Below are 25,700 nucleotides of genomic sequence, written 5' to 3' on the forward strand. Positions count from 1 at the left end.
ACACTGCGCACGATGCGCCCCGGAACTTTCCCGCGGCGCGTTGTTCGAATTCACCTCATTCCCACATCGCGGAGACCCGTCCGGCCATGACCCTCTAAGCCCTCCCCCAGATCACCGCTTGCGCTGCGCGCAACGCGTCTTATCGATTCCGGAGAGCTTCACATGGCCCAGACTTCCCGCGCGCCCGCACCGGCGCATCCCCAGCCGCAATCCTCGGCGCCTTTCCTCAGCCTGCGTCACGTCAGCCATGCGCTGCCGGATGGACGCATCCTGCTCAACGACGTCAGCCACAACTTTGACGGCAGCACCCGCCATGGCCTCATCGGCCGCAACGGTGCGGGCAAGTCCATGCTGCTGCGCCTGGCGTACGGTGACCTGACCACGCAAACCGGCCGCATCGTCCGCCACGGCAGCATCGCCTACGTGCCTCAAGAACAACCGCAAAGCGCCGGCGCCACGTTGGCCGACATCGCCGGCATTGCGCCGATTTTGCGGGCCTTGTCCCACATCGAAGCCGGCAGCACTCGCCAGTTAGACTTCGATCTGGCCGACGGCCATTGGCGCATTCGCGACGATTGGACTCGCATGCTCGCCGACGCCGGATTACCCACGTGGCAGCCCGACCATCCTGCCTCAATCGCCAGTGGCGGCGAACTCACGCGCGTTGCACTCGCCGGCGCGCTGATGCAGAACCCCGACGCCCTGCTGCTGGACGAACCCAGCAATCACCTGGACGCAGGCGCCCGCCGCTGGCTCATGGATCAGATTGCGGCCTGGCGCGGCGGTCTGGTGGTCGTCAGCCATGACAGATCCCTGCTCGATGCGATGTCGAGCATCGTCGAATTGGATCGGGGCACCCTCACAGCCCATGCTGGCAACTACACCGCCTACCGCGTCAATCGGGACCGCCTGAACGCCGCGCACGAAGCGTCCCTGGCACACGCCCGCAACGAACGCACCACCACCCTGCGCGCACTGCGCCAACAGCACGACGCTCAACAACAACGCAACGCTCGCGATGACCGCAAGGCTCGGGATGCAAACCAGGCGCCGATCCTGCTGGGTATGAAGAAGGCGAATGCCCAAGCCCATGCGGGCCGTGAGAACGTGCGGCGGCAGGACACCGTTGCCGCATTGGACGACGCAGTAAGGCAGGCCGCCGCACAGGTCGATCAATCGGCCGGCATCGCGCTGGCCCTGCCCGAAACTGCGGTGCCGCAGGGTCGCCGCGTTCTGCATCTGGAAAATGCCAAACCGCCGTTTCCAGAAGACGGGTGTGCGCTGACGATGACGCTGTCGGGCCCGTTCCGCTTGGCCATTCGCGGGCCGAACGGCTGTGGCAAGAGTACGTTGCTGTCGATGCTGGCCGGAGAGTTGGTTCCTCACGAAGGCGTATGCGATGTCCGCGTGCCGACTGCCATGCTGGATCAGCGGGCGTCCGTCATTCCAGAAGATAAATCCCTGCTGGAGACGCTGCATGCGCTGGGCGCCACGTTATCGGAAGGCGAACTCCGCAGTCGGCTGGCATTGCTGGGCCTGGGGCCAGAGCAGGTCAATGCGCCCGCCGGGACATTGAGCGGCGGGGAGCGCCTTAAGGCGGCGCTGGCGTGCGCGTTGTGGCGGAAAACGCCTGCGCAGTTGCTACTGCTGGATGAGCCGACGAATCATCTGGATATTGAGTCGGCGGAGGCGATGGAGGAGGCGCTGCGAGCGTATCCCGGGGCGATGGTGGTGGTGTCGCATGATGAGGCGTTTCTGGAGGGGATTGCGCCTACGCATGAGATGGTTTGGGAGATCCACGGCTGGCGGGTGACTGCGGAATGACGCATTGGCCGATGACGGATCCGTTAGAACAGACGCCACACCCTCAATTGGAAGTGGAACGATTCAGCTACTACGAGTGGTACGAAAAGAATTGCTCAGGCGAGAGCGTATGAAACGAGGTCGCCTTGTGCGACTTCCTTTGCAGTACGTTTGACTACAGATCTGGTTTATCGGGATCGCCCACACCGACGTCTTTGACCGCCCTACGATTCTTCAACCATCCGGCTGGATAGGGAGGAGGCTCGAACGGCTTAATACCCAACTGATGCGCCCGAGCGGCAAATCCCCCTATCCCGCCCACCGCAAACCCGATCATGTGCAGCCAGCCTGTGTGCCATACATTCAAATCGAGAAAAATGACACCGACACCAGCAATCACAAAGACAAAACGGAAAAATGGCTTGAAACTACCATCTCTGATCAATATTGACTTCAACAGCCAAGTCGAAATCCTTTAACTAGTCTGCCAACTTTCGTAAATACGGGGCGAGATGAAGATATTGATTGGATGCCTATAGCCAGAATAGGATCGACCATCGCGACGCTCCGCTTTCGAAAAAAGTGAGAGAGCACCTCATTCGCAAAAGACGGCTCGGAACAAGTAGTTCGACGACTTCGATTAATCCTGCTTTATCTGAGACGGGGAAATTTCAGGATACTTCATCGACAATTCCGTGAACGGCGGTTCCCGAAAAACCGTGTGATCACGCTCGCGCGCATCTGGTTCGGACGCTCTGATCAACGAGCGAACTTTGTCGACATCCGCGTCCACGTCACCTCAAAATCGTCTAGTCGGGCTTGAATTCCAGCTTCATGTTCGAACCAGCAATCGTACTCCGCATAGGAAAATTGGATGCAACAAACCAATTCCCCGATTAGAGGCTCTTTAACTTGAAGAATTAACATAAAGAACTTCTTGATCCTTGAAACTCAAAGCTACGCGCTTACAAGCCCGAAGGCGCCTGGGTCGAAGCCAAACGGCCATATCGTTTCCGAATCGTATATTGCATCCTCCCAGTCCACACTTGTCGAATTCAGGACATCTAAATTCGCCCCTTTTACAATAGCCCCTTTAAAACTGCAGAAGCGAACATCTGCACTTGAAAGATCTGCCCCTGTCAGATCAGCGGATGTGAAATCAGCCCCAACCAGCACAGCGCCTTCTAACTCACAATCTTTCAAGTTCGCGCCCCTAAAGTACGCATTAATCAATTGAGCCCCTCGAAATTTTGCGCGGGAAAGTTCAGCACCCACAAATGCAGCATTTCTCAGTAACCCATTGGAAAAGTTGCAATCATTAAGAACCTTTCCGTCAAAAATTATTCTATGAAACTTTCTTCCTTCGAAATTCGCGCCCACCAAAGTATCGAGGTCTAATTCCAATACCTCACCGGTCTGATACATTAGGATAATCATTCATTCTCCCAATCGGTATAATCGACTTTTATTTGGGATACCGACTTAACGTTCCCTTTCATCGAGCTAGGCAGAACGCCCGCTGTCACCTGAACATCGCGACCTAAAAGACGGGACGCGATATATCTGTGATTACCATCAACAATTACATCACCATCCATTTTAATCGGTGGAGGATTTTATCCCGCTAACAAACGATCAACGTACCGCTGAATCGCCGGCATCATCCGACAATGAAAGAGCGATTACCCTTATTGCCGGATATATCTCACCCACCAGCGCACGCCAAACACACAAAAACAACCAATCAGGCGAAGTTCTCATTATTTTTCTCCAAAAGCAGAAGGATTTATTCGAACAATGCGCTCTCCACTTGGTGGTCTTCTTCTCGAAGACGTTTCAAGCGGCCTCAGCACGATGTCGCCTTCGGCTTTAAGCACCGCGTTGTTGTCGGGGGCGGCGTCTAAGTCGCGACGATAAAGTCCGAGTGCTTGCCCGCTACTCGCAACACGATGGTCAGGTTCTTTCTGTTGCAACAGTGGCTCCCACCGCACTCGACGCTGTGCAATCAGTTGCACTGCTATTTTTGCTGGTGCTCAGGCTGCGCGTGATACTGACGCCGCCTACATTTTGTATTTCTTAGCTTGCCCAGACGGGCAGCCGCACCTACGTACTCGTGCGGCGGATGTACAGCGTAGCGGGCAAATCTGGCCACCTACCGAAAATACGAGGGCACATTAGCCAATTGCTCACTCAGGAGCCAGCCGTCAGGCTTAGATCCAGGATCTTCCCATTCGGCCCCAGTGGAAATCCAATGGTTCCTATACGCGCAGGCACCATGTTTGGTCGAATCTTGATAACCATGCTCAACGCCACAGCAAGGGCAAAAATCGTAGAGTGGCGTTAGTCCGTCGTTACCCCATGATGGAACTTCTGAGCGATAGCCGCAGACTCGGCAATTCAACCCGTTATTATTGAGCATGGAAATACTCCAAATTTGGACCTCACTCCATAATGGTTTCAGCCCTAAACTTTCCATATAAGCCCCAAAGTCGACAAAGCCCTTAACCCCAATATCTTCGTATAAAAACCATGAGGCCTCACACTCTTGACATACGAACAAGCAAGTGTCGCCAGCTATAATCCTTGCCTTGACAATATCTCCCTGCCCACACCTCGGACACAACATATAAATCCTCTCTACTTAACAGGATAGGCGGTAATTACCTGATTGGTCCCAGGCCGCACAATAATTTTAATACTCGTTTCTCCCGAAGTGCCAATCGGTCGGCCCATCGGGACAACATATGCACCCGGATCCCCTACTACGGGACGACCTTTCTTCAGCCACGCTTCATCGACAACGCCTAATATTTCTTTTCTGTCCATACTAAAGACGCTATGCGTCGTCTTGGCCGGGTTCGGCTCCGCATGCTCTAAAACATGCAAAACTCTGTTTCCTTGAACCGACCCTTGTCCATAGTCTAGGCCAGCTGGGGTTTTCCAAGGCCTGGGTTCCTCCGATCGAAAAGCCCACACCAATGCTGGCGCTGCTGCTTTTGCCGTCGGTCTTTTGGCTGGCGGTGTTCTGTTGAGCGGTAAGCAGGATGTCGCCTTGCGCATCCAGCACAATGTTGCGGCCCGCGGCAAGGTCAGATCCGGACACGATGATGTCGGACTGATCGCCCTTGCCCCCAGCAATGATGGTCAGGTCGCGGCCGGCAGAGACGGCAGCGCCGCTTGCGGTGCTGCTTTGGCCGCTGCTGGTCTGGCTGGAGCTGCTGACGCCAACGTCGATGTTGATATTGACGCCGCCGACTTTGGATGGGTCTTTCGCCACCGCGTCGTAGGCATTCTTGGCGGCCAAACGGCACTAGATTGTCGCATTACTTACCGTACGCATCCCTGGGCTCAGCAAAGCGCATCTCCCCAAACTTTTCGCACTGATACGGGTACTTTTCCGTACACCGCTTTCGCATGGTTTGTGCCAACTTGTTCGCAATGCTAGCTGCAATGTTCTGCGCTGCCTTAGAAGGACCTCGATTGGAAAATTCGCGAAGCGATATCGGGTATGTGTCTTCGGCAAGGCCCCGATACTCCCCGGTCTCTGCGTCGTACAGTCAAATGTTGACGCCAACGCTGGGCGGGTACTGTTGATATCCGGCGAATCCGTTGGGTTTTCCGACGGCCACAACATACTTTGCGCCGATAGTCGCAGCGTCTTCTTTCAGTGTGCTCGGCCTGGCCGTTTTCGGGTCCGGCTTGCGGGTCCTAATCGTCGCCGCGATTCCCGCCGCATCCATTGCGCTTGGAAGCTCGTTGTTCAACGCTGTGCACACCGCCTCGCCTGCATAAGCAGCTGGATATGCTGTTCTCGCACCCAATATGCCAATCCCATCGATTTCCTTTTTGAAATCGCAATCAGATGTATAAACCAAAACTGGGCTGATTTTCTCTTCCGGCGCCGGATTCGAGGTTAAAGCTGCAGGCGGCGAACCCATGATGAATGTGCAACCGGAAAGAGCGAATAGAGAAATCACTGCAAAAGACTTCGATGCATCAACCATTGCAACCCCAGCACCTCAACAACACATTCCAATTAAACCATCCCACCATTAGCCATACGTGTTCCCCACCATATTTCGATAAAAATGGGATAAAAAACACCTAAATATGGCTTTCATTTTGGAAAGATTGATTCAGGGCTTTGGACCAAAACGCGGCCTGCCTTTTCGGGCAGACTTTCGGGTTTCTAATTCCAACAGTTCAAACAATCTCTTCAAGCTGCCGGGCATCCCCCACACCTTAACCGAAATGCCATGAACGGAAAGCCGCAATAACGGCGAACCGATCTGGTAAGGGCGCACTTTTACATATTTAAACTCGAACTCATTTAGTGTAAAAAAACACCACACAAGTCGGTCATTATATACAGTCAATCTTGTAAGGATCTCTGTGGAATAGAGCACCCCTTTCCTGCACACAGTCGTAACGCGGACACTCAGGCGTTCAGAACGCCCTTTTTCCACCTTCCTCCTGCGACCAGGCACAAACCACAAAATCGAAAGCGCCAGAACCAATAGCCCGAAACCTATCAAAATTGCATATTCTTGACCGACCTCGAAACGATATGCCTTCACTTTTCTCCTCCGCCAGATCTATAGGTCGGATCAACCGTAACATTTATCGGTAGCACTTTTCCCACACCAACTCCCACCCCCACTCCATTCACATATCTAGAAGGCACGTACCATGACTTTTCGTCCCATGCCATGGGGTTACTTGGCGTCACCTGCATGGAAAATGCCCCTGCACCAAAATTGAATACAATCGGGCCGGAGTACTGAGGGTCCCCATAAATTCCCGCGCTAAGACCAATATCAAAAACACCACCCACCATATAGTCTGGCTTCAAGTCAAAAGATCCTTTGTTCCAGGATGCGGCGTATCCTGCACCCACTCCAGGAGAAGCCGGCAAGTGAAACGCTCCCTGAAATATGAAATTTGGATTATTTCTATAGTCCGAGCGTGGAATTCCGGCCGAGAAATCTCCCGTATTCCATCCTGGAGAGAATGACCCAAGTGAATCATACTTTTGGGGAAACACAACCAACTGACCCGGGGGCGGAGCTGACCAACTATATGGAGATGAATCATTTCCGGTGTTAGCCAAGATCAACTGGCGCAAAGTATCATTTGGATTTGACATGGCGCCCGAGCTTTGTACAAGCCAATATCTGCCGCCCCCGTCTCCCTGGAGTGACATTCCAGTACTGTCAAACAAATTTGCTGATGACGTCGTGTGATCCAGAGGTACTACTATTCCACTACTTGCAGACTCTCCGTATGACGAATTGTTAGCTGCACGCAATGCGGATTCAATTTGATCCGCCGAGATATCCGACCCATCAGCATTTGTTATTCCTTTCATTCTCGCATCTGCTGCAACCCGTTGTGCCAAGCTTTTCTCTTCAGGATGAAGTTGCCGATTAAACATATCCGCGACGGCCGCTCCGCCCGCCCCGCTGCGCCCACCGACGGCGGCGCCGGCAGCGCTTGCGATGACATTCAATAGCACGTTTGTGACCTGACCCTTCATCGCCCCCGACAAACCAGCGACGGCGAGTTCAACTTGTTCGCGCATCAAGCTGGTGGCTATATCGCCTGCAACCGTCCCTGCCATTGCTCCTGCAACATTCCCGCCCCCCAACGCTGCGCCAATTCCTGCAACCGCGGCATGGAGCGCAATCGCGCCAGGTTTTCCCTCCCCCCAAAGATCCGGGTCATCCTTTTTCAGATCCTTCAGCACATCCCCCGCAATCTGCATCCCCAACTGACCAAACGCCTGCTGGAATTCAAGTTGCTCGCGCACCTTGTCCTTGTCGAAGATCTGCCCGATGCTGCCATTCGCGCCTGCGGTGTCTCGGCTCAGGCCCGCCGTGCTATCGCGACCCATCTCTTTATCTGAACGAACGTCAATCGTGCCCGGTGCAACGGCGGCGTAGGTGGTGCCCGAATCGCTGCCGCTCGTTTGGCCAAAGCTCAATCCCGACGGACCAATTCCATTGGCACCGCCTTTGTTTGCGATGTCGAAAGCGCCGGACATTCCCAGGTTCACGCCAGCCGTCGTGGACTTGTATGTCGCTTTGTTCTCAAGATTGGTAAAGCCGAACGTCTCGGTAGACAGTATGTTTTTTGACGCCTCCGCATCGCTGGCGATTACCGCCCCGTCCAGTTGCGTGTGCTTGCCGACGTAGATATCAAAGCCGCCGCTGCCCGCGTACAGGCCTGACTGCTCGATAACGCTGTCGTAGTTGGACTTGGTCTTGCCGATACTGGCGCCAATGTATGCGCTACCCGTCATGGAGCCGAAGCTGAAGCTGCCCCCCGCATTGACCTGGCTTTGCTTGGCGTTGTAGCGGTCCGTGTCCTGCTGGCTTGCTATCGTCAGGTTGCGGCCGATGTCCGCGTGGATGCTGTCTGCGCGGGCTTGGGCGCCCATCAGGACGGTGTCCCGACCTGAGATCAGGGTCAAATGGTCGCGAGCGCTGATCTGCGACTCTTGGTACGTGGTGCCGTTACCGTTGGCGTTACCCTTTCCGGCGTAGCCGCTGGCGAAGATGTTGATACCACCGCCGCTGCCGCTGTCCGACACGCCGATACCGATGCCGACCTTCCAGCCGCTGTTCTTGTTGGTTGAGGTTTCTGTCGAAGTTTGCGATTGGCTAAGAAGGTGCAGGTCGTTGGTCGCCGCCAGCAGAACGTTCTTGCCGGTGACATCGCTTCCTACGATCGACAGATTGCCGGAGCCGGCGACACCCTTCTCGCCTAACGCAACGATCGAAACGTTGCCGCCGGCCATGATGGACGACCCAAATGCGGTTTCCTGGCTGCGTTTTGTCTCGCTGACGGATTTGCTGGAGCCCACGCTGATTTGGATCTGCGCGCTTGCGGCTTCCTTCTGCGCGGTGGTGGCCTCCGCGCCCTTCGCAGCGTCCATCATCCTGTCGGCTTGTACTGCCTGGTACGCTGCCTGCCCAACCTTGACCGCAGCAAGACGCCCGCTCTTGGCTTCTCCAGCCTGTTGGAGCGTGCCATGGATCTGTTGGGCTGCACCCAGCATGCCGCCGGCCACGCCGATGGTGATTCCCGATTGCTTGAACTCGTGATATTCGTGCTGGCGAGCTTCGCCCACGCCTGCAACGATGGCCACGTTCCGGCCGGCGATTGAGATATCGCCATCCTGCGCCAGCACGCTGCTGGCGAACACTCCGACGTCGCGTCCCGCATCGATGGTCACGTTGCCGCCGACGCTTCCTACCGTACTCGCGGAGAAACCGCCGCTCTCTCCCTTCATCCAATCGGTCCTGGCTTGCTTGCTGTAGCCGATATTGAAGCCACCGCCACCGCCAAGGCCGGATTTCGTGACCTTTTCGTATTGATAGTCCTTGTATGACTCCGCGGCCGCGGCGATCGTGATATCCCGATTTGCCGCGAGCAACACGTCGTTATCTCCGACGACGTTGGAGCCTTGGACGGTCAGGTCCCGGCCGGCCATCAGCGCAACCGTGTCGCCCATGAAGTTAGAGGCCTGAGCGAGCTCAAATTCACTGGCCGTTTTGGTATGCGTCGTCTTTGACGACATGAACCCTTTGGTCTTGTAGTGGGTCTCGTCGTACGCCGAGCCGGTCTGCACGCCCGCCATCAGGTTGATATCTCGTCCAGCACCCACGGCCAGCTGATCGCCCGCCGTCACGTCCGCGGCACGCGCATTGACGTCCTGCCCGGCAATCAGCGTAAGGTTGCCATCCGCCGCAATGGACGAACCGACTTCCGAGCTGGTGCATGACCTCACTTTAATTCCAAACCGACCGCACCTTGCACCTTCTGAACAACCTAATCACCGAAAATCAATTCTACACCCCCCCCCTTTATTTTCACCTTACCCCAATCTCCTGATAGCAAAAACCAGCCCCCCCCAAAATTAAAGCTATCTATATTCCCATAATCAATCTCACCAGACGCGTCTGAGAAACCAAAAAAACGCCTCTCGATCCACTCAAGAGATTCAAAATTTGAAAATCGTAATGAAGCCCTTCGATAGCAATAATACTCTCCAGCCCGGGGCTTCTCATACTTCGAGTGCTTTTCAGTAAGAACAACCTCCAACTCGAAGGCGAGTGAATTTGCCCCCTCGTTAATAGCCAACACGTAGCTATCTTCGAGATAAATATGGGAGAGCGACGAAATTTTATAATAGTTCATAATTCATCTTATAGATCATAATCAATTGAAGTGTGATTCCCCGGGCTTTTTCTAGTTACCTGATTTCCGTAAGCATCTGTTCTTTGGCCAGCTGCGTCTCTGAGCTCAACATGCGGATCAGCACTACCTGGCGCGCGCGAACTGCCTTGCTTAATTGTCATACGAGAGATTCCGTTTTCGTCAATGTATTTGAGAGGTCCTCCCTCGGTTTGGGAGGGTCGCCAGCCTTGAGATTCCGCATACTGTTTCAGTTCGCTAGCTTTAGGGGTTCGACCAGCCTCAAAAAGATTACCAAATCCTTTGGGACTTCTAATTGCGCCAGCAACCATACTACCCAACAGGATAGCCCTCTCGGCCACCTCCGGACTCACACCGTATCGCTTTTGTAGATCAACGGCGATTTCAGTATTAATAACTATGCTAGCGGCTTCGGCGTTCTGCAGGAAATATATGCCGAGGTCGTCCTTGAGATTAGTAGGAAGATCCATGCCGAGCAAGCTATCTAGCTGCTTGCGATACTCGGCGGACTGCTCAACAAACTCGCCAAAACGTTCCCTGCAGGCGGTCGGATCGGCGGCACATACAGCGATCATGACTTCCCGAGTCTCTAATGCTGAGATCGCGAAATTTTTGCTGCACCTGATCACAATTGCCGATTGCTTCGCAGGCAGAAGCTTCTGCTTCAAACAGCTTCAGTTCGGACAGAGTGAGCGCGTTATTCGTCAACTCAGTCACCGCAGCAATAGTGCTCGCGGAGGAGTCCACCGACGTTGCTGCGGACATACCAGCCACAATACTGGCAATCAAGTTTCCTCGTGCTTCTCGTTCCTCCGACGACAGTTCATCTCCCGTAGCCGTGCTTATCAGTTTGGCAAGCACTGAACTCGCCGCAGCTCCCATGGCACCAGCGGCACAATTTCCACTGCTTGCCGAGGCTCATCATTAGAGTTTCCGTCGGCCCATATAGTGGGCGAGATACCGCTCAAAAGAGTGGCGATATCTTCGCTTTGGCGACCACCCCTCTTGTAGTAGCGATCCACGAATATCAGCATTGCGCGAAAGGCTTCCGCCGTTGTCAACAAACTATTCATTTCAACCGCCTCCAATGCGGACGCTGCTCACCCGTCGCCGCTCGCCGCATCCCTCTGCCTTAAAGCGAGAAAATCATCTTTGATTTATTGGCGACAGCCTTAATCAAAAAAGCTCGAAGATCGATCAACTCTGACAATGCAACGTCTTTAGACACACAAGACTGTATAGCTACGCGGCCCTCTGTCCAGCCACTTACAAATTCCACATTCTTTGCAGGGAGAGCACGAAGGACTGAGATATGCTTTTCGAGAGCACAGATCACCACCTCCAGTGTAGAAACATCAACTTCGTCTTCTTCATACTGATCAAAAATAGTGCCTTGGATGGCATTAATATTTTTCCAGAATCCTGACGAGAACAGCCATTCGGAAACCAATCCGGAGAGCGTCAATTTCGCGTCACAACCTTCCACCCAGAAGAACGATCGTTGCATCCTCATGTGCGTCACCACCTATTTCACTTAATCAGAATTTTTAAAATGAGTCAAACCATTCCTCACACCTGATGGAATACCGGTCTGCGTAGTTTTATCTACTCCAACCAACGGAACATTGTGCGGAATGGCATTGCTATTCTGATCCAAATACTGCCCAGCCGAATTCTGCACACGATAATAATTACCTGCATTATCCAAGACCACTGAAGCGCCTGTCATTGCATTTATGAAAACAGTTTTTCCGGAGGTTGTATATTCTACTTTTGGATTTTCGCCCGCCACGTTACGCACTGTTTCTTTCAGCGATCCACTGGACCAGTTTCCACTATGCTCGGCCGCGCGCGCTGCCCCGGACGGATTATAAATCGGCACATCGGATAGTTTTCCTGGCGGCAAGCCCTGGCTATAAATTAAAACCGGCCCCTCATCATCCGGCAGAGGGGAGTTGATAGTAGTCTCGCCTATGGGCCCATTATTCTCCTGTCCCGGCACCGCGATTGGCTCAACGGGCCGACCAGGCACCACGGGAATTTTCCGATAGTGAATCTGAGCTCTGGGAACAGATTGCCCGATCCGTCCACCAACCTCAATGGGCCTTCCAAAATCAACAATTCGGTTGGCCGAAGATCCGGTTCACCGGAGACCGATGCACTAACGATTTTGGCTACCGAAGACTCGCGTTGCTGGCCCGTCAGGCGCCCCGCCTCACTCGTTGGATCTGAGTGATCTCGACCTTCGTCATATATCAGCTCTAACCCCTGCTCCGCCGGCAACGGCGATGTCGTCGAAGTTCCGTCCAAAGGGCGATTATTCCGTTGCCCTGGCGATGGTGCGAAGCGGCATTGCACTGCCGACCGTGGACGCACTGCTGGCCGGCGTGGACAACTTGACAGCGCAGGCGTCGTTGCGACACTTGGAGACGCCCGGCAGCTACGCGAGGTCGGTCGCATTGACCAATTGCGGCGAGCTGGGTTGGTCGACGGACGCCCGTGACTAACGCTACAGCCGCATCGATCCCGTGTCCCGGCAGCCCTGGCCGGCAATGCCGCAAGCCCTCAGGCAATGGGCGCAGGACGCGGCGCGGGAAGCCTACGTTCCGAACTCCGCGCCGGATGCGTGCCTGGTCAACCGCAGCGAACCCGGCGCGCGTCTGTCGCTGCACCAGGACGGCAACGAACGCGATTTTGGCGCCCCCATCATATCCGTGTCGTTGGGCATGCCGACGATGTCTCTGTTCAGGGGAGACGACCGCTCCGATAGCGCAGAGCGGATGCAGCGGTTTCATGGCGACGTCGTTGTGTGGGGCGGAGTGGACCGCCTGCGGTTTCAAGGCGTAATGCCGCTGAAGGAGCTGCCGCATCCGCAGCTGTGCAGTCTGCGCATCAACTTCAGGATTCGCAAGGCGGGTTGGGTTCTATCCTTAATACCGAAATTCCCAGAGTTCCGATCAGCATAAACGTGTGATCCGGTGGCTATCGGATCGCGGACACCGCTCTTGCGGTAAATCCGCACGCCCAACTCACCAGAAACAAGTCTCAAAGAAAACCGCAACCGGCGCAGCAGCAGGCGGATGCCTTAGGCCCGCGCCATACAAAACGACATGGACCGCATCTGCCGGCGCCCGTGAGCCGGTTCCGGCCGAACTTGCCGCCACCCTCAATGTGTCCGATCGTCGGTTCGATGGCGCTACGCCGCTTCTTCTCCCGACGATCATGCGTTTTACCGACCCAACTTAATCCATCCATCTCACTTCAAAATCAGCTAGCTGGGTTTGAAGTCCGGTCTTATTTTCGAACCAGTAATCGAACCCCTCAACATCACTTTTCTTCAGGTAAATATAACAACCACCTGTGTCACCATCTCGGTCATCAGCAATAAAAATCTTCCAGCCAGAATACTCGCCAGACACAACAAAACCCTCCCGAACGATTGTCACATTCACATCCTCGTCCGCACAGGGAACATGATTTTTAGTAGGTTGGGTGACAACTTAAGCCCGCTGTAAGCGATACGCGTCGGCTAACCCGTACGCCGAGCCTTTTGCCGCCGATGCCTACCGGACAAGGGTACTTACGAGGAGGGGCGGTATTGTCGGACATCCACAAACTCAACCACACCGAGCAGATTATAGGAAGCGCCATCCCCGCGCCTTGCCCAGGAGATAAGGTGATTTGCAATAGCCCCTATTAATTTACAAAGTAAATATCGAATGAGCACTCTAAGTCTAACTCTGCGAGCGCTCTCATTTGCTCCGGCCATAGTACTGGGCCACTATGCCCCAACAACGAAAACCAGACGCATTTGAGCGTTATTTTCATCTCATCCATGTTTTGAATTTCTTTTAACGCATGGTGGCGTGGATATATTATTTTTACCAACCAATCTATGTGCTGCCTAATATCCTTTGATAGGACAAGACCTTCTGTTGACAAGAACCATCCCGAATTCTTAATTTGCCTTGTCCGACCTCGGGAGTTGGTAATCACATCACCGACAACATTAACCGACGTGGGTTGAATATGGAGAATATCTGTTATCACATCCGGATGCCGCCCGCCAGGATAAATCATCAACCGGGCATAACACTCGGCGCAACTTTCGTAGTCGGGGGCAACTGGGGTAATCCTCGTTTGTAGATTCATGGCAAATAATCCCCAATGTTTCCTATAACCTCATGCCCACAACAATGCTGCTAATCAGGTTGACGCGCGATTGCGCTTCATCAGGAGACAGATCCTTCCCGTTGGCGCCGTCCATGCTTTCCAGCAGCTTGCTCAGCACTACGCCCGAGAGCGCGCCGGCACCAAGTGATGCGAGCTTAGTAGCGGCCCCAGCGCAGCCCGGTGCTTCGTGCAACGCACGCATGGCACAAAGACCCTTCTACGCCTAGCGCACTGCTCAATTCCTTTACTTTTGCGGCACCCAGGGTTTTCGAATAATTGACGGCCGCGGCCTGAATGAACTGGCCGGGCCCGCATCTTGTAGATAGACCTCCAAAGGCAATTGGGGCCCTAGAAATAATCCTTATCATTTATCGAGACACCATATTCGCAAGCATGGCCACAAAATACGTCGCAAGCCACGCTCTTCTCACCATATTCAACACATTCAAAGATGCATGAAGCGGTGTAGATTTTAGCTAATTACTCTGAAATTTATCTCCAAAATTCACACTTTATAAGCATATCGAGGTAAGTTAAGAATTTGTAGTGTGTATACCCACCTCATTCCGGAGCGCCACTCCGGAATCCAGAGCACGCCAAACTCACTTTCTTTGCTTCAAAGAATGTTATAAAAATCTAACACAGATCTGCGACTTACCGTCCACTGAGAAATAGCTACTCCATCCTCGTTGACTTCTAACCGAGCAGCCACATACCTATTGATGGCGTTTGGATCAAAATCTTCGGACAGGTCGCTCAAAAACAATACATTATTTTGCACATATGCAACATCCTTCTCAAAATAAATGGCCCAGTAGAATACAAAATTTGACGAGGCCGGATCGTGCATTGATGTAATTAACGCGCAACGTTCACCGCCGAACAAGCCTTCAGCTAAAGATCTCTTCCAATTTTCCAAATATTCATCTCTAGACCAGAAATCAGCCGAGGCAAAAAAATCTTCTGAGTACTTATTGATTTTTACCTTGCCTTTCAGGACAGCCCCCCCAAACTCTGTCGAAACCTCATGCTCGAGAAAAATTCCGAAACTCATTTTTTCACCCAATTCAGTTCTTTGTCATAGGTACCAACTCGATTACCGCGCCGATCAAACATCTTCCAGCCCTCCGAGACATTATGGCCATCTACATCAGGCGTAATATAATTTTTCCCGTTCCAAAAAACCGGTTGCCCGTGTGAATTAAACGGCGCTTTTTGGGCAGAAATTTTCTGCCCGTACCCTAAGTCCTGTGCTTTCTGCTGTAGTTCTTTGCCGACGCTAAAGATCGGCTCGATTATGATAGGACCATCGTTGGGCGTATTGATCAGTTGTCCACCCTCTTCCACTCCATCCCGCCCGGGGATTACAGCCGGTTGTGCCGGCCATGCCGGTACAACCGGGATTTCAGGGCCATACTTTCCTTCATCCGGAATCGAAGGCGGCGGAACAGTCACCTGTACCAAATCGCCGGGCTTGCCCGGCAGCGCGGAGTCCTTTCCGGCGACATCGCCCACTACATTTGACGCCCACGCCCACAAAGCACTGGAAGTGACTCCTGTCGCCACAGCGGAGGCCACATACGTAACCCCATCCTTCGTCTGTATCAGCACATTTAACGTCTTGTCGGACACAAATGTTACGGCTCGCTGGCAGCTCGGAGTTGTCGCACATTTAGTGGCAGCCGCGCTCGCAGCGGGAACCGCAAGTTGCGCCCAGTTCTGCGAAGTCTCCAGCGTGGCGGCCGTACTGGCTGCTGCCGCATCCATGCCCGCTGCAGTCGCTATGCCTCCCACCAAACTAGTGACCAAATTGCGCCGAGCTTCAACTTGCTCGGGCGTGAGCCCCTCCGCCGCCCCCATGAGACTGTTCAGGATGCTGCCCGCTCCGGCGCCCAATGCGCCAGATGCGCAGGCTTCCCCCTTTCCTGCCGCACCCGCACATCCCAAGATACTGTGAAGTGCCGCACGCGCAGCTTCCGCCTCTTTTCCCGTGCCCAACAAATCGGCGATCTGTTTCGCCTGTAATGCCGCCATACCCTGGAGATAATTGACTGCAGCCGACTGCACGAATGCGCTGGTCGAGCCCGTCACATTTGCACTGCTCGCTCCCGACAATGCCAACAAGATCAGCCCATACTTGCCACCAACGCTCCAGTCTTGTGCATCCTGCAACTGGTCCATAAGCGCGGCGATGTGGGCAGCGTCGTTTGCCTTGCCGCTCTTCATTGCTTCGGAGATGGCCTTCTCGGCTGCCTGCTTTTCAGCCGCCCGATTCGCCAAGAACTGCCCAACCTGCCGGCTAGCTTCCCCAACGATCTCAAACCCCGCCCGAATCTCCTTCTCATCAAATATCGGATCCAGACTGTTCAGCGTGTCCTTGGTGTCTCGGTTCAACCCCGCGATCACTTCGGCCACCGTCTGCCCCGTCAGCGCTTTCTGCCCAGCTTCGTCTCGGATGACAATCGTGCCGCCGCTGATCCCACTGAGCGTGGTGGAACTAGCTTCTCCGCTGGCTCCCGCCACCACCGGCACACCCATGCTCACGCCGTTCGAACTGGGCAGGTTTGAATTCGGCGTGGCCTTGGTTCCGCCAGCGACCTCGCCCTTGCCATCGGTGCCGATGTTGCTCTTGTCTTTGCCACCTTCCTTGTCGCCGCCAAAGCTCACGCCGCCGCCCAGCTGAATGGACTGGCCTTCGTAGCTGGCGCGGTTTTCAACATCGCGGCTGGTGAGGGTGCCGGTGATCAGGACGTTCTTGCCATCAGCGACCGCTTTGTCGCTGCTGGCAATGACGCCACCAATCAGGCCGGTATTTTCGGCGACATCGAGCTGGAAGCCGCCGTCGCCCGCCCACAGACCTGACTGCTCCGTGACGCTGGCGTATTCGCTGTTGATCTTGGTGTTGCCATAGTTGCCGCTGACCGAGCTGGCGCCGTAGCAGATGGGAGGGATGCACAGGCTTACCTGCACGCCCACGCTGCGGTCGCGCGCCGTGTAGTTGCTGATGTCCTGCAGGCTTTCGATAACGAGGTCACCGCCCACCGTGGCCAGAATCCGGTCGCCGGTCGCTTGCGCGCCGCGCAGAACCGTGTCGCCGCCGGAGTTCATGGTCAGTACGTTGCCGGCCTGCACGTGCGTGTTGTTCCACGTCACATCCTCGCCATTGCTCTTGTTCTTGCTGCCACCCGCGCCCAGGTTGATGCTGACGCCGTTTTGGGTTCCCCCGATCGAAAAGCCCACACCAATGCTGGCGCTTGTGCTTTTGCCGTCGGTCCTTTGGCTGGCGGTGTTCTGTTGAGCGGTAAGCAGGATGTCGCCTTGCGCATCCAGCACCATATTGCGGCCCGCGGCAAGGTCAGACCCGGACACGATGATGTCAGACTGATCGCCCTTGCCGGCGGCGATGATCGTCATGTCGCGGCCAGCGGAAATGGCCGCGCCGCTTGCGGTACTGCTTTGGCCGCTGCTGGTCTGGCTGGCGCTGCTGGCACCGAAGTCGACGTTGATGTTGATCCCGCCGACCTTGGCGGGATCTTTCGCCACCGCGTCATAGGCATTCTTGGCGGCCAAACCGGCCGCCACGGCTGCGATGGCCTGCAGGCGGCCATTGTTGGTCTCCTGGGCCGCCTCGCGCATGCGGTTGGTGCTTTGCACGGCGCTGACAACAGGGTTGCTAGCGCTGATCGTTACGCCGATCTGGCTGGTCTCCTGGAACTGGCGATAGACGCTGGTGTCGTAACTGCCTTCGATGGCGACTGACTGGCCGGCCATGAGGAGGTCGCGGCCTGCACGGATATCGCTTCCACGCACCAGTACGTCGTCCATGGCGACAATCGAGACATCACCCAGATGGCTGGTGACGGTGCTGCCGGCTGCGCTCGGCGTGCTGCTGCGCTCATTCAGGCTGCCGCTACTGCTGCGTACCCCCACGGAAAAGCCGCTGCCCTCACGCCCCAGATCACCCACCGTCTTATTGCTGTAGCTGCTGCTGTGGTCGCGCGTCGCGCTGCCCGTGTCGATGACGATCGATCCGCGATTAGCCAAAAGGCCCACGTTGTTAATGGCGTCGATGGCGGATCCGGCGATGCGTATGTCGCCGTCACGGCTGTTCAGGTGGACTGTGTTGCCCGTGATGAGCGACGACGTTTGCCACGTGCCCGAAGACAGCTCATCGGATTGCGCCGATTGACTGCCGTAGGGGAACATCTTGACGCCGCTGGCGTTGGGACCACCGTCAACAGCCCGACCGATGTCTCCCAGGCTCATGCTTCCAAACGAGAAGCTGGTGCTCTTACTGGACTCTTCGCTGGTCTGGGTCTGGCGGTTGTCTGAGCCAACAACGGCGATGTCGCGTTGGGCATCGAGTACGACACCGCCCTGGGCGCGCAGGCTAGACCCGGAGATCACGACGTCGCCATCCTGCGCTCGTCCGGAGGCGTCGCGTACGCCGCTGCCGGTCGCGCGCACCACGATGTCGCCGGCTGCGCTCAAGGACGAGCCGCTGCTGACCTGGCTATGCGAGTCGAATGATCCACTGCTCTTGCTGCTGCTGTACGAGAACGACACGCCGGGCGTCGTGGCCCCGCTGTGAGCAAGCTCGTGACCTTTGGATTTGACGGAGCCGGCGTTGGATAGATTCTTGACGGTGTCCACCACCGTCCCGACGACGGCCACGCCAAAGCCGCTTTCCTTGAGGGAGTATTCGCTGTGAGTCTTCTCGACGTCGCGCCCCGCGACGATGGCGACGTTTCCTCCCTGGATATCGATGTTGCCGGTGTTGCCCTTGGTGTCGCCTGCGGCCTTGCCCGCTACCACATCGCTGCCTGCGATCAGGACATCCCGCCCTCCGGTGATGATGACGTTGCCGCCCGTCGCGCCCAATAGACTCCGCGCGTCGCTTTGCGTCATCCCGTCCACGGTCTGCAGGGATTTGGCGTCACTGCTCTTGTACGAAATACCGAGTCCACCGGTTGAGAAGCCGCTTTTCTTTACCCGCTCGTAATGGCTCTCCCCATAGGTGTTCGTCCCAGCCGTTACCGACAGATCGCGGCCGGCGTCGACGACCAGGTCATTACTGGTGAGGACTTGCGAGGCATTAAGCGAAAAGTCCCTGCCCGCCTGAAACACCGCCGAGTCGCCGCTGAACGTTGATCCCTGCGCCTGTGTCCACGCCTGCGAATCTACCGTGTGTGTGCTCTTGCTGGAGAGAAAGCCCCGGGTCTTGTAATACATCTCATCACGTGCGGAGGCCGAGGCCTCTCCCGCACCGACGTTGATATCGCGGCCTGCGGCGACGGCCAACTGCTCACCCGCTGCGACGTCTGCCGCACGCGCGTTCACGTCCCGCCCCGCGACCAACGTAAGATTTCCATCCGCCGCAATGGACGAACCGACTTCCGAACTGGTGCTCAGGTCGTGCCGGTTCTTCTTGTTGCGGACGAGGGATTCACCATGGCTTTCCTGCAGCGTGGCCAGGTTGATGTCGCGGCCTGCTTGCAGGCGCGCGTCTTCCGTGGCCGTGACTTGAGCCGCCGTGAGGTCGATGTCACGACCGGCCTGCATGCTGAGGTTGCCGGCGTCCACTCGGGACACCCCGGAGACGTACGAGCCCCAGGTGGCGCCATTGTTTTCCGACCCAGAGGTGGAAGTGAGCGCGATGTCGCGGCCGGCTGACAATGCCACGTTGTCGCCCTTGATCAGCGACACCAGATTGATCAAGTCCTCGCGTGCAGCCAGATCAACGATGCCGCCCTGGATCAGGCCGCCAGCCTGGTTGACGATGTTGGCCGCAGTCATGACGGTGGCGTCGCGGGAGCCGATGGTGCCGCTGTTGGTGATGTCGCCGTCGGCGGCGAGTTTGACGTCGCGGCCGGCCATGAGGGTGCCGTCGCCCTTCAGATCGCCTTCGCGCACCAGGAGGTAAACCTGCGGGACCAGCACGGTCTCGGTGGTGCCGTCGGGCAGCGTTACGGTCTGTTCGACCAGCCAGACGAGGTCGGTGGTGAGCTGGCGTTGCTGGGCTTCGGTGAGCGTGGCGCCGAGTTTGAGGCCGTTATCCAAAGCGAATTGCGCGCCGTTGGCGAGCAGTTGCTTGTACTGGCTGTCGTTGTCGCCGAAGCCTTCGAGGAAGCGTTGGCCGGTGGTGGCCAGGATCTGGTCGGCGACGAGTTTTTGTTCGTAGAAGCCGTCGCCCAGGCGGCGGGGTTGACCGGACGGGGTCAGGAATTTGGCACCGGCGGGGATCAGAGCGTTCAGGCCGCCGGGGGTGTTGCCCAGGCCCGTTTTAATGGCGCCGGATGCGCCCGCGTTGCCGACGGGTGCGCCGGGCTGTTGCAGAATACCGAACAGGTAATCGCTGGAGACGGACTCGCGATTGCCGATGAAGCGCGGGTCGGTGGCGACGACGTAGGGTGCGTCGGGCGTGCCGTTGACGGCGAAGAGTTGGCTGTCGGGGATCGTGGCCGGGTTGGAGACGGTGCGCACGACGTTGCCGCCGGGCAAGCCGAGGCTGGCGATCAGGACCGGGCCGGTTGCGGTGGCGCCGTTGGCGCCGGGCGCCGCGCCGCTAAGTGAGACCGACGCATTTCCGCCGGAGGTGCCGACAGGCATCTCGATAGATTCGGCGGCAAGGGTGCGGTTGTAGTCCTCAATGTGTTCCTTGCGCTTTCTGCCGCTCGGCTGGGACAAGATGGCGCGGCCAACACGCGTCACCACGCGCTCGCCTCCCGCTCCGATGTTGTTGATGGCCGGCCCGCTTACAGACAGCGTGCCGCCAGCCGCGATCTGGCTCTTATCGTTGGTGACGGTCCCGACGAGCGTCATGGCGCCGCCGGACAGGATCTTTCCAGGATCCGATGAGATGGTGCGGGTTTCGGTGACGGTTTCCTGGACGTCGTAGATCGTGAGGGTGTACCTCATGCGATTCTGGAAATCCAGATTGAACGCCGCTATACGAGCATCCAGCTCGTCGAACGGCACCTTATAAGCGTAGTGCGCTTCTTCGTAGGCCTGCCGGCGAACTCTTTCCGAGGCATTGCATGCGCCATCGTTCGCGCGACATGGAGGGTCTCGCGGCACCCACTGTGGCTCCGGGCCAACGGGCGGCGTCACACCGAAAACGGCCCAGACTCGCTCATTGGTACCGTACGGGTGTGTTACCGGCGGGTACACCCAATTGTCCCCAAACCGAGTTTCGGGCGTACAAAGTTCGATGTCATTCGTAATCGAACAAAGAATTCTGCGCGGTACCTCCGCCCGTGCGATGGGGCCCTCATCATCCGTAATGCCCGTGTACCAAGGCGCGTAATCGAAGGGAGGCCCGTATCGAGACGCGGGATAAGTGTCGGACGGAAGCAAGAACCCGTGCTGGGAGTCGTTTTCCAGAAGGTCGATGCCCTTTTCGCACCTTGGGCGGTCTTTGACGCAGAACCAGTTGGATTCCATGTCGTACATTTCCGTGGAGCCTGCAGGCGTCACGTACAACTTCGGCACAGTCAACACCGGCACCACTTCGCTGGCGTAATTCGTGTTGATGTTCTGCAGCGAAGCCGCGGAAATCACGGCATTGCCCGCCGCCTCAATCGTGGCCGACGCATTCACGAGCGACGCAGCCTGTCCGACCGCCTTGCCATTCGCATCCAGCGCGCTGCCGATGCGCAGATCCGCGCCGGCATAGATCAACCCATGCTCGCGGTTCACCAGCGACCCGACGCCGATATCCAGATCACCACGCGACGCGATCACCGCGCCGCCGCTCGGCCCCGATCCATTGACCAGTTCCCCCGCGCGGATGGCGATGGTGTTGCCATAAATGCGGCCGAAGTTGTCTACGCGACCCGCGTTGATGTTGGTCGCGCCGCCGTCGATGAGGCCCGAGTTGATCAGGCCGTTGGTGACATTGATGGTGTTGTTGCGCCCGGCCAGCAGTTCGCCGCTGGCCTGGTTGTTGAGCGAGTTGGCCGTGATGGACAGGTCGCGCCCTGCACTGACGGTGGCGCTGTTGTCCATGTTGCCGCCCACCGACATCGTCAGGTCGCGACCCGCGGCGATGTCGCCGGTCTGGTTGAGCGAACCGGCGTAGGTGAACGAGAGATCCTGCGCGGATTGCAGCAGGCCCAGGCCTTGCAGCGCCTGGATCGTGACGGCAAGGCGTTCGCCCGCCAACACCTTGCCCTGGGCGTTCTTCAGCACCGCTGCCTTGACCGTCGCGTAACGCTGGGCGGCGATTTCGCCGCCGGTGTTGTCGAGTTCGCCGGTGTCGAGGGTCAGGTCCTGGCTGGCGCTGATGGAGCCGGCCTGGTTGTTGATGCCGCCGGCCACGATGGTGGCCGTTTTGGCGAGCACGCCTTTGGGCGGCGCTCCGGTTGCGGTCAGCGTGGCGCTGTTGTCCAGGCTGGCGGCGTTCAGGGTCAGGGTGTCGTCGGCCTGGATCAGGCCGCCTTGATTGTTGACGGCGCCGCTGGCAACCAGTGTCACGTCCGAACCTGCCAGCGTTCCGCGGGCATTGCCGATACGCGCGGCGTCGATGCGGGTGTCACCGGCAGCGGCGATCAGTCCGTTGGTGTTGTCGAGTTCACCGCCGAGTTTCAGGGTGGCGTCGCCCGCGGACGTCAGCTTGCCGCCTTGGTTGCGCAGGTTGACGGCGTCGATGTCGAGGCTGCCGCCGTGCAGCACCGCGTTGCGCGTGGTGATGTCTCCCGGCGAGGTGAGCGCGAGCTTGCCGATGGATGACAGGTTGCCGCTGGACAGGTCCATGCCGCCTGCCGTCAGCGTCAGGTCCTTGCCGGCCGCGCTGATGCCGGGGTGGGTGATGAAGGCGGCAGTGAGTTTGACGCTGCCGGGCAGGCTGAGCGTGCCGTCTTCGCCGACGCCAGCGATGACGCGGCCGGTGTTGGTGAGCGCGCCGAGCGCCGTGGCGTTGACGTCGCCACCCGCGAGAATGGAGCCGGCGTTGTTCAGGCCGGTGTCTGACACCAGGTTGGCGGCGCCCGCCGCCGACACGACGCCTGCGTTGTGCAGCAGGCCTCTGGATTGAAGGTCGATGTTGGCGGCGGACTGGATGCGGCCGTCGGCCGTTGTGGCCAGCGCGCCGTTGGCGTCGACGGTGACGTTGCCGGCCTGGGTGGCGGCGATGCCGCCGAGCGTGGCGTCGGTGCCTGCGCGCAGCGTCATTCCCTGGCCGGCGGCTGCGGAACCCATCGCCTTCAAGGCGCCGCCCGCGGTGGCGCTCAATGCTGCGCCTGCCTGTTGGTTCGACGCGGTCCCCATCACGAGGTCGCCGCGCAGTGTGTTGAGTGTCAGGTCGCCTTGCAAGGCGGCGACGGTGCCGTTGATGGTCATGTCGTCGCCGGCGGTGAGCGTCTGCGCGACGCCGGCCAGCATGCTGCCGGCGGCAAGCAATGTGCCTTGGGCGGTGGACGTGAGCGTGCCGGCGGCTTGCGCCAAGCCTGCCGCGCCGACGGCGACGTTGCGGCCGGTGAGCGTGAGGTTCGCGTCGCTGGCGGCCGTACCGTCCACGCGCGAATCGCGCGCGGCGGCCAGCATCATGTCGCCGACCGAAGCCAGTGCGCCCGCAGCGGCGAGGTCACGTTGGGCTTGCGCTGTGAAGGTTCCTGCGGCCTGCACCTGCCCGCCTTGCTTGACGGTCACATCGCGGCCGGTGAGCAGCAGGTTTCCCGCGCCGGCCTCGCCCAGCGCGGCGGCGGTGCCGCCCAGGCGCGCATCGCCGGTCGCCGCGAGCGTCAGGCCGCCGCCCGCGACGATGGCGCCGTCGGACACGAGGTCGCCGCCAGATTGAGCAGTCAAGTCCTGCGCGGCCTGCATGCGGCCACTTGTGCCGACGCGCAACTGCTTGCCCGCGTCGGCCGTCAGGCTACCCGCCAGCGCCGCGACGGTGCCGTCAACGCCCAGGTCGCGCATGGCCGCGAGACTAGCGGGGGTCCCCGCCGTGACGATACCGGTCACAACGAGATCGCGGCCCGCCTCGGCCCGCAGCAAGCCGCCTGCGCCCGCCGCGGATTGCGCGGTGCCGGCCGTGCCCGCGACGCGCAGGTCCTGGCCCGCGCCCAGATGCAGATTCGCGCTGCCCTGCGCCAGTCCGTCCTGACCCACCGTCAGGTCGCCGCCCGCGTCGGCGCGAAGCGTGCCGTTGGCGACCGTCTTGCCGTTCAGTTGGGCGTCGGTTCCAGCGGAAAGCTGGATGTCGGTTTCTCCAGACACGGTGCCGTTTGCGATCAGCTTGCCGCCAGCCTGTCCGTGGAGTTGCTGCGCGGACTGCAGGACGCTGTCCTTGCCGAGCGTCATGTCGCCGCCACTGACGGCTTTCAATGTACCGGCGTCGGCCAGCACGGTGCCGTCCACGCGCAGGTTGCCTTGGGAATTGATCTGCGCGGACTGCCCTGCGATGACGGCGCCGGCGAGCGATGCGTCGCCGGCAGCGATTGTGGCCGACCCGTCTGCTTGAATGCGCGAAGCGGAAGTCGCCGTCAGGGTTTCGCCCGCCTGCACCTGCAGATTGCCGGTGGCGAGGGTTGCGCCGTCGAGCTGGATATTGCGTGCCGCCTGCAGCGACAAGTCTTTCAGGGACGTGACCTTGCCCATGCTTTGCAGGTCGCCGCCGGCGGTCAGGCCAACGTTGCCGGCCGCCGCCACCTGGGCCTTCGAACCGATGGATACGTCGCCGCCCGCGGAGAGTTTCATGCCGCCGGACGCGGCCGAGACCGTGCCGTCCACGGCCAACTTCTTGCCCGCCGTGAGCGTGGTGTCGCCGTTGGCGCGCAGCGTGCCGGCCAGCGCGAGGTCTCCGCCCGCCTTCGCGCCAACCGAGCCTTCGGCGTCCCACTGTGCGGGCGCTTCCATGCGCAGGTCGCGCGCGGCGTCGATGGCGATGCGACCAGTAGACGATCCCTTGCCCGTCACGCGTGCGTCGCGCCCTGCCATCAGCGACACGTCGCCGCGTGCGCCGACGAGGCCGCCCAGGTTCAGATCCGCTCCCGCACGGATTTGGGCGGCTCCGCCCGATTGCAGTTGCGCGGTCGCGCCGGCGGTCAGATCGCCGGCTGCCTGCGCGTGCAACGCGCCCGCGGCGGTGACCTGGCCGGGCAGCACGACATCGCGGCCTGCCTTCAATGCAATGGCGCCCTTGGCGGTGACCAGACCGCTGGATGCCGAGCCGGCCTGCGCCGGGCCGGTGGCATTGGATGCCCCGCCTGCCGCGCCCGCTGCGCCGCCGTTGCCAGCGTTTGAACCGCCCGCCGACGACCCCGCGCCGGCGCCGCCCGAAGCCGAACCGGTGGAGCCGCCCGTGCCAGCTCCGCCCCCGGCCGCAGGCGCCTCACCACCGATCCGCATGGTGCGCCCGGACTCAACCCCCACGTCCTGCCCGCCCATCAGCAGCGAACCGCCCAGCGACAGATCCTGCCCCGCCGCGACACGCAGCGCACCCTGCGTCTGCAATGCCCCTTGCGCGGCCACCTTCACGTCGCCCGCCGCATTCACATCAACCG

Annotated in this window: 16 protein-coding genes and 2 pseudogenes; 2 read left to right on the forward strand and 16 right to left on the reverse strand. The window is 58.4% G+C overall.

Going from position 1 to position 25,700, the window contains the following annotated elements; genetic code table 11:
* Positions 1–162 precede the first annotated feature (162 nt).
* Positions 163–1,824, forward strand: a complete 1,662-nt coding sequence (locus AC6LJW_RS22625; protein WP_498088299.1) for an ABC-F family ATP-binding cassette domain-containing protein — start codon at positions 163–165, stop codon at positions 1,822–1,824.
* 154 nt (positions 1,825–1,978) lie between these two features.
* Here the strand turns inward: AC6LJW_RS22625 and AC6LJW_RS22630 are convergent, their stop codons facing one another.
* The 11 genes from AC6LJW_RS22630 to AC6LJW_RS22680 form a co-directional block, all read right to left on the reverse strand.
* Positions 1,979–2,260, reverse strand: a complete 282-nt coding sequence (locus tag AC6LJW_RS22630; protein WP_427986554.1) for a hypothetical protein — start codon at positions 2,258–2,260, stop codon at positions 1,979–1,981.
* A gap of 500 nt (positions 2,261–2,760) precedes the next feature.
* Positions 2,761–3,240, reverse strand: a complete 480-nt coding sequence (locus AC6LJW_RS22635; RefSeq protein WP_498088300.1) for a pentapeptide repeat-containing protein — start codon at positions 3,238–3,240, stop codon at positions 2,761–2,763.
* A gap of 198 nt (positions 3,241–3,438) precedes the next feature.
* Entirely contained in the window at positions 3,439–3,564 is a 126-nt protein-coding gene (locus AC6LJW_RS22640) for a MafI2 family immunity protein (RefSeq protein ID WP_498088301.1), read from the reverse strand.
* A 1,075-nt stretch (positions 3,565–4,639) separates the two neighbouring features.
* Positions 4,640–5,107 carry a hemagglutinin repeat-containing protein gene (locus tag AC6LJW_RS22645; protein ID WP_498088302.1) on the reverse strand — a complete coding sequence of 156 codons (468 nt, stop codon included), beginning with the start codon at positions 5,105–5,107 and terminating at the stop codon, positions 4,640–4,642.
* A 253-nt stretch (positions 5,108–5,360) separates the two neighbouring features.
* On the reverse strand, positions 5,361–5,807 hold the full coding sequence (locus AC6LJW_RS22650; RefSeq protein WP_498088303.1) for a hypothetical protein: 447 nt from the start codon (positions 5,805–5,807) through the stop codon (positions 5,361–5,363).
* 132 nt (positions 5,808–5,939) lie between these two features.
* Positions 5,940–6,380, reverse strand: coding sequence for a hypothetical protein (locus AC6LJW_RS22655; protein WP_156395113.1), 441 nt, complete (start codon positions 6,378–6,380; stop codon positions 5,940–5,942).
* Entirely contained in the window at positions 6,377–9,595 is a 3,219-nt protein-coding gene (locus tag AC6LJW_RS22660) for a hemagglutinin repeat-containing protein (protein WP_498088304.1), read from the reverse strand. The genes AC6LJW_RS22655 and AC6LJW_RS22660 overlap by 4 nt, the downstream gene beginning before the upstream one ends.
* Before the next feature lie 41 nt (positions 9,596–9,636).
* On the reverse strand, positions 9,637–10,005 hold the full coding sequence (locus AC6LJW_RS22665; RefSeq protein WP_082578852.1) for a hypothetical protein: 369 nt from the start codon (positions 10,003–10,005) through the stop codon (positions 9,637–9,639).
* An 8-nt stretch (positions 10,006–10,013) separates the two neighbouring features.
* On the reverse strand, positions 10,014–10,691 hold the full coding sequence (locus AC6LJW_RS22670; protein WP_498088305.1) for a hypothetical protein: 678 nt from the start codon (positions 10,689–10,691) through the stop codon (positions 10,014–10,016).
* Between the two features lie 464 nt (positions 10,692–11,155).
* A complete protein-coding gene (locus tag AC6LJW_RS22675; protein ID WP_156395117.1) occupies positions 11,156–11,530 on the reverse strand; it encodes a hypothetical protein in 375 nt (124 codons plus the stop codon).
* Between the two features lie 27 nt (positions 11,531–11,557).
* Complete coding sequence (locus AC6LJW_RS22680; RefSeq protein ID WP_498088306.1) at positions 11,558–12,058, reverse strand: hypothetical protein; 501 nt, start codon at positions 12,056–12,058, stop codon at positions 11,558–11,560.
* A 253-nt stretch (positions 12,059–12,311) separates the two neighbouring features.
* On the opposite strand from AC6LJW_RS22680, the pseudogene AC6LJW_RS22685 reads away from it, so the two are divergent.
* Positions 12,312–12,989: pseudogene (locus tag AC6LJW_RS22685) on the forward strand (alpha-ketoglutarate-dependent dioxygenase AlkB).
* A gap of 89 nt (positions 12,990–13,078) precedes the next feature.
* On the opposite strand, the pseudogene AC6LJW_RS22690 reads toward AC6LJW_RS22685, so the two are convergent.
* The 5 genes and pseudogenes from AC6LJW_RS22690 to AC6LJW_RS22710 all read right to left on the reverse strand — a co-directional run.
* Positions 13,079–13,230, reverse strand: a pseudogene (locus AC6LJW_RS22690) (IS5/IS1182 family transposase); the annotation flags it as partial.
* 35 nt (positions 13,231–13,265) lie between these two features.
* Positions 13,266–13,469 carry a hypothetical protein gene (locus AC6LJW_RS22695; protein ID WP_498088307.1) on the reverse strand — a complete coding sequence of 68 codons (204 nt, stop codon included), beginning with the start codon at positions 13,467–13,469 and terminating at the stop codon, positions 13,266–13,268.
* A gap of 250 nt (positions 13,470–13,719) precedes the next feature.
* Positions 13,720–14,175: a DUF4279 domain-containing protein gene (locus AC6LJW_RS22700; RefSeq protein ID WP_498088308.1), complete on the reverse strand. Its 456-nt coding sequence runs from the start codon at positions 14,173–14,175 to the stop codon at positions 13,720–13,722.
* A 637-nt stretch (positions 14,176–14,812) separates the two neighbouring features.
* Entirely contained in the window at positions 14,813–15,250 is a 438-nt protein-coding gene (locus tag AC6LJW_RS22705; RefSeq protein ID WP_498088309.1) for a hypothetical protein, read from the reverse strand.
* The gene (locus tag AC6LJW_RS22710; RefSeq protein WP_498088310.1) at positions 15,247–25,674 is read right to left on the reverse strand and encodes a hemagglutinin repeat-containing protein; all 10,428 of its coding nucleotides are present in this window, start codon (positions 25,672–25,674) and stop codon (positions 15,247–15,249) included. Before AC6LJW_RS22710 ends, AC6LJW_RS22705 begins: the two co-directional genes overlap by 4 nt.
* Positions 25,675–25,700: the final 26 nt, after the last annotated feature.

This window comes from Achromobacter sp. 1012554356 (assembly GCF_059760815.1).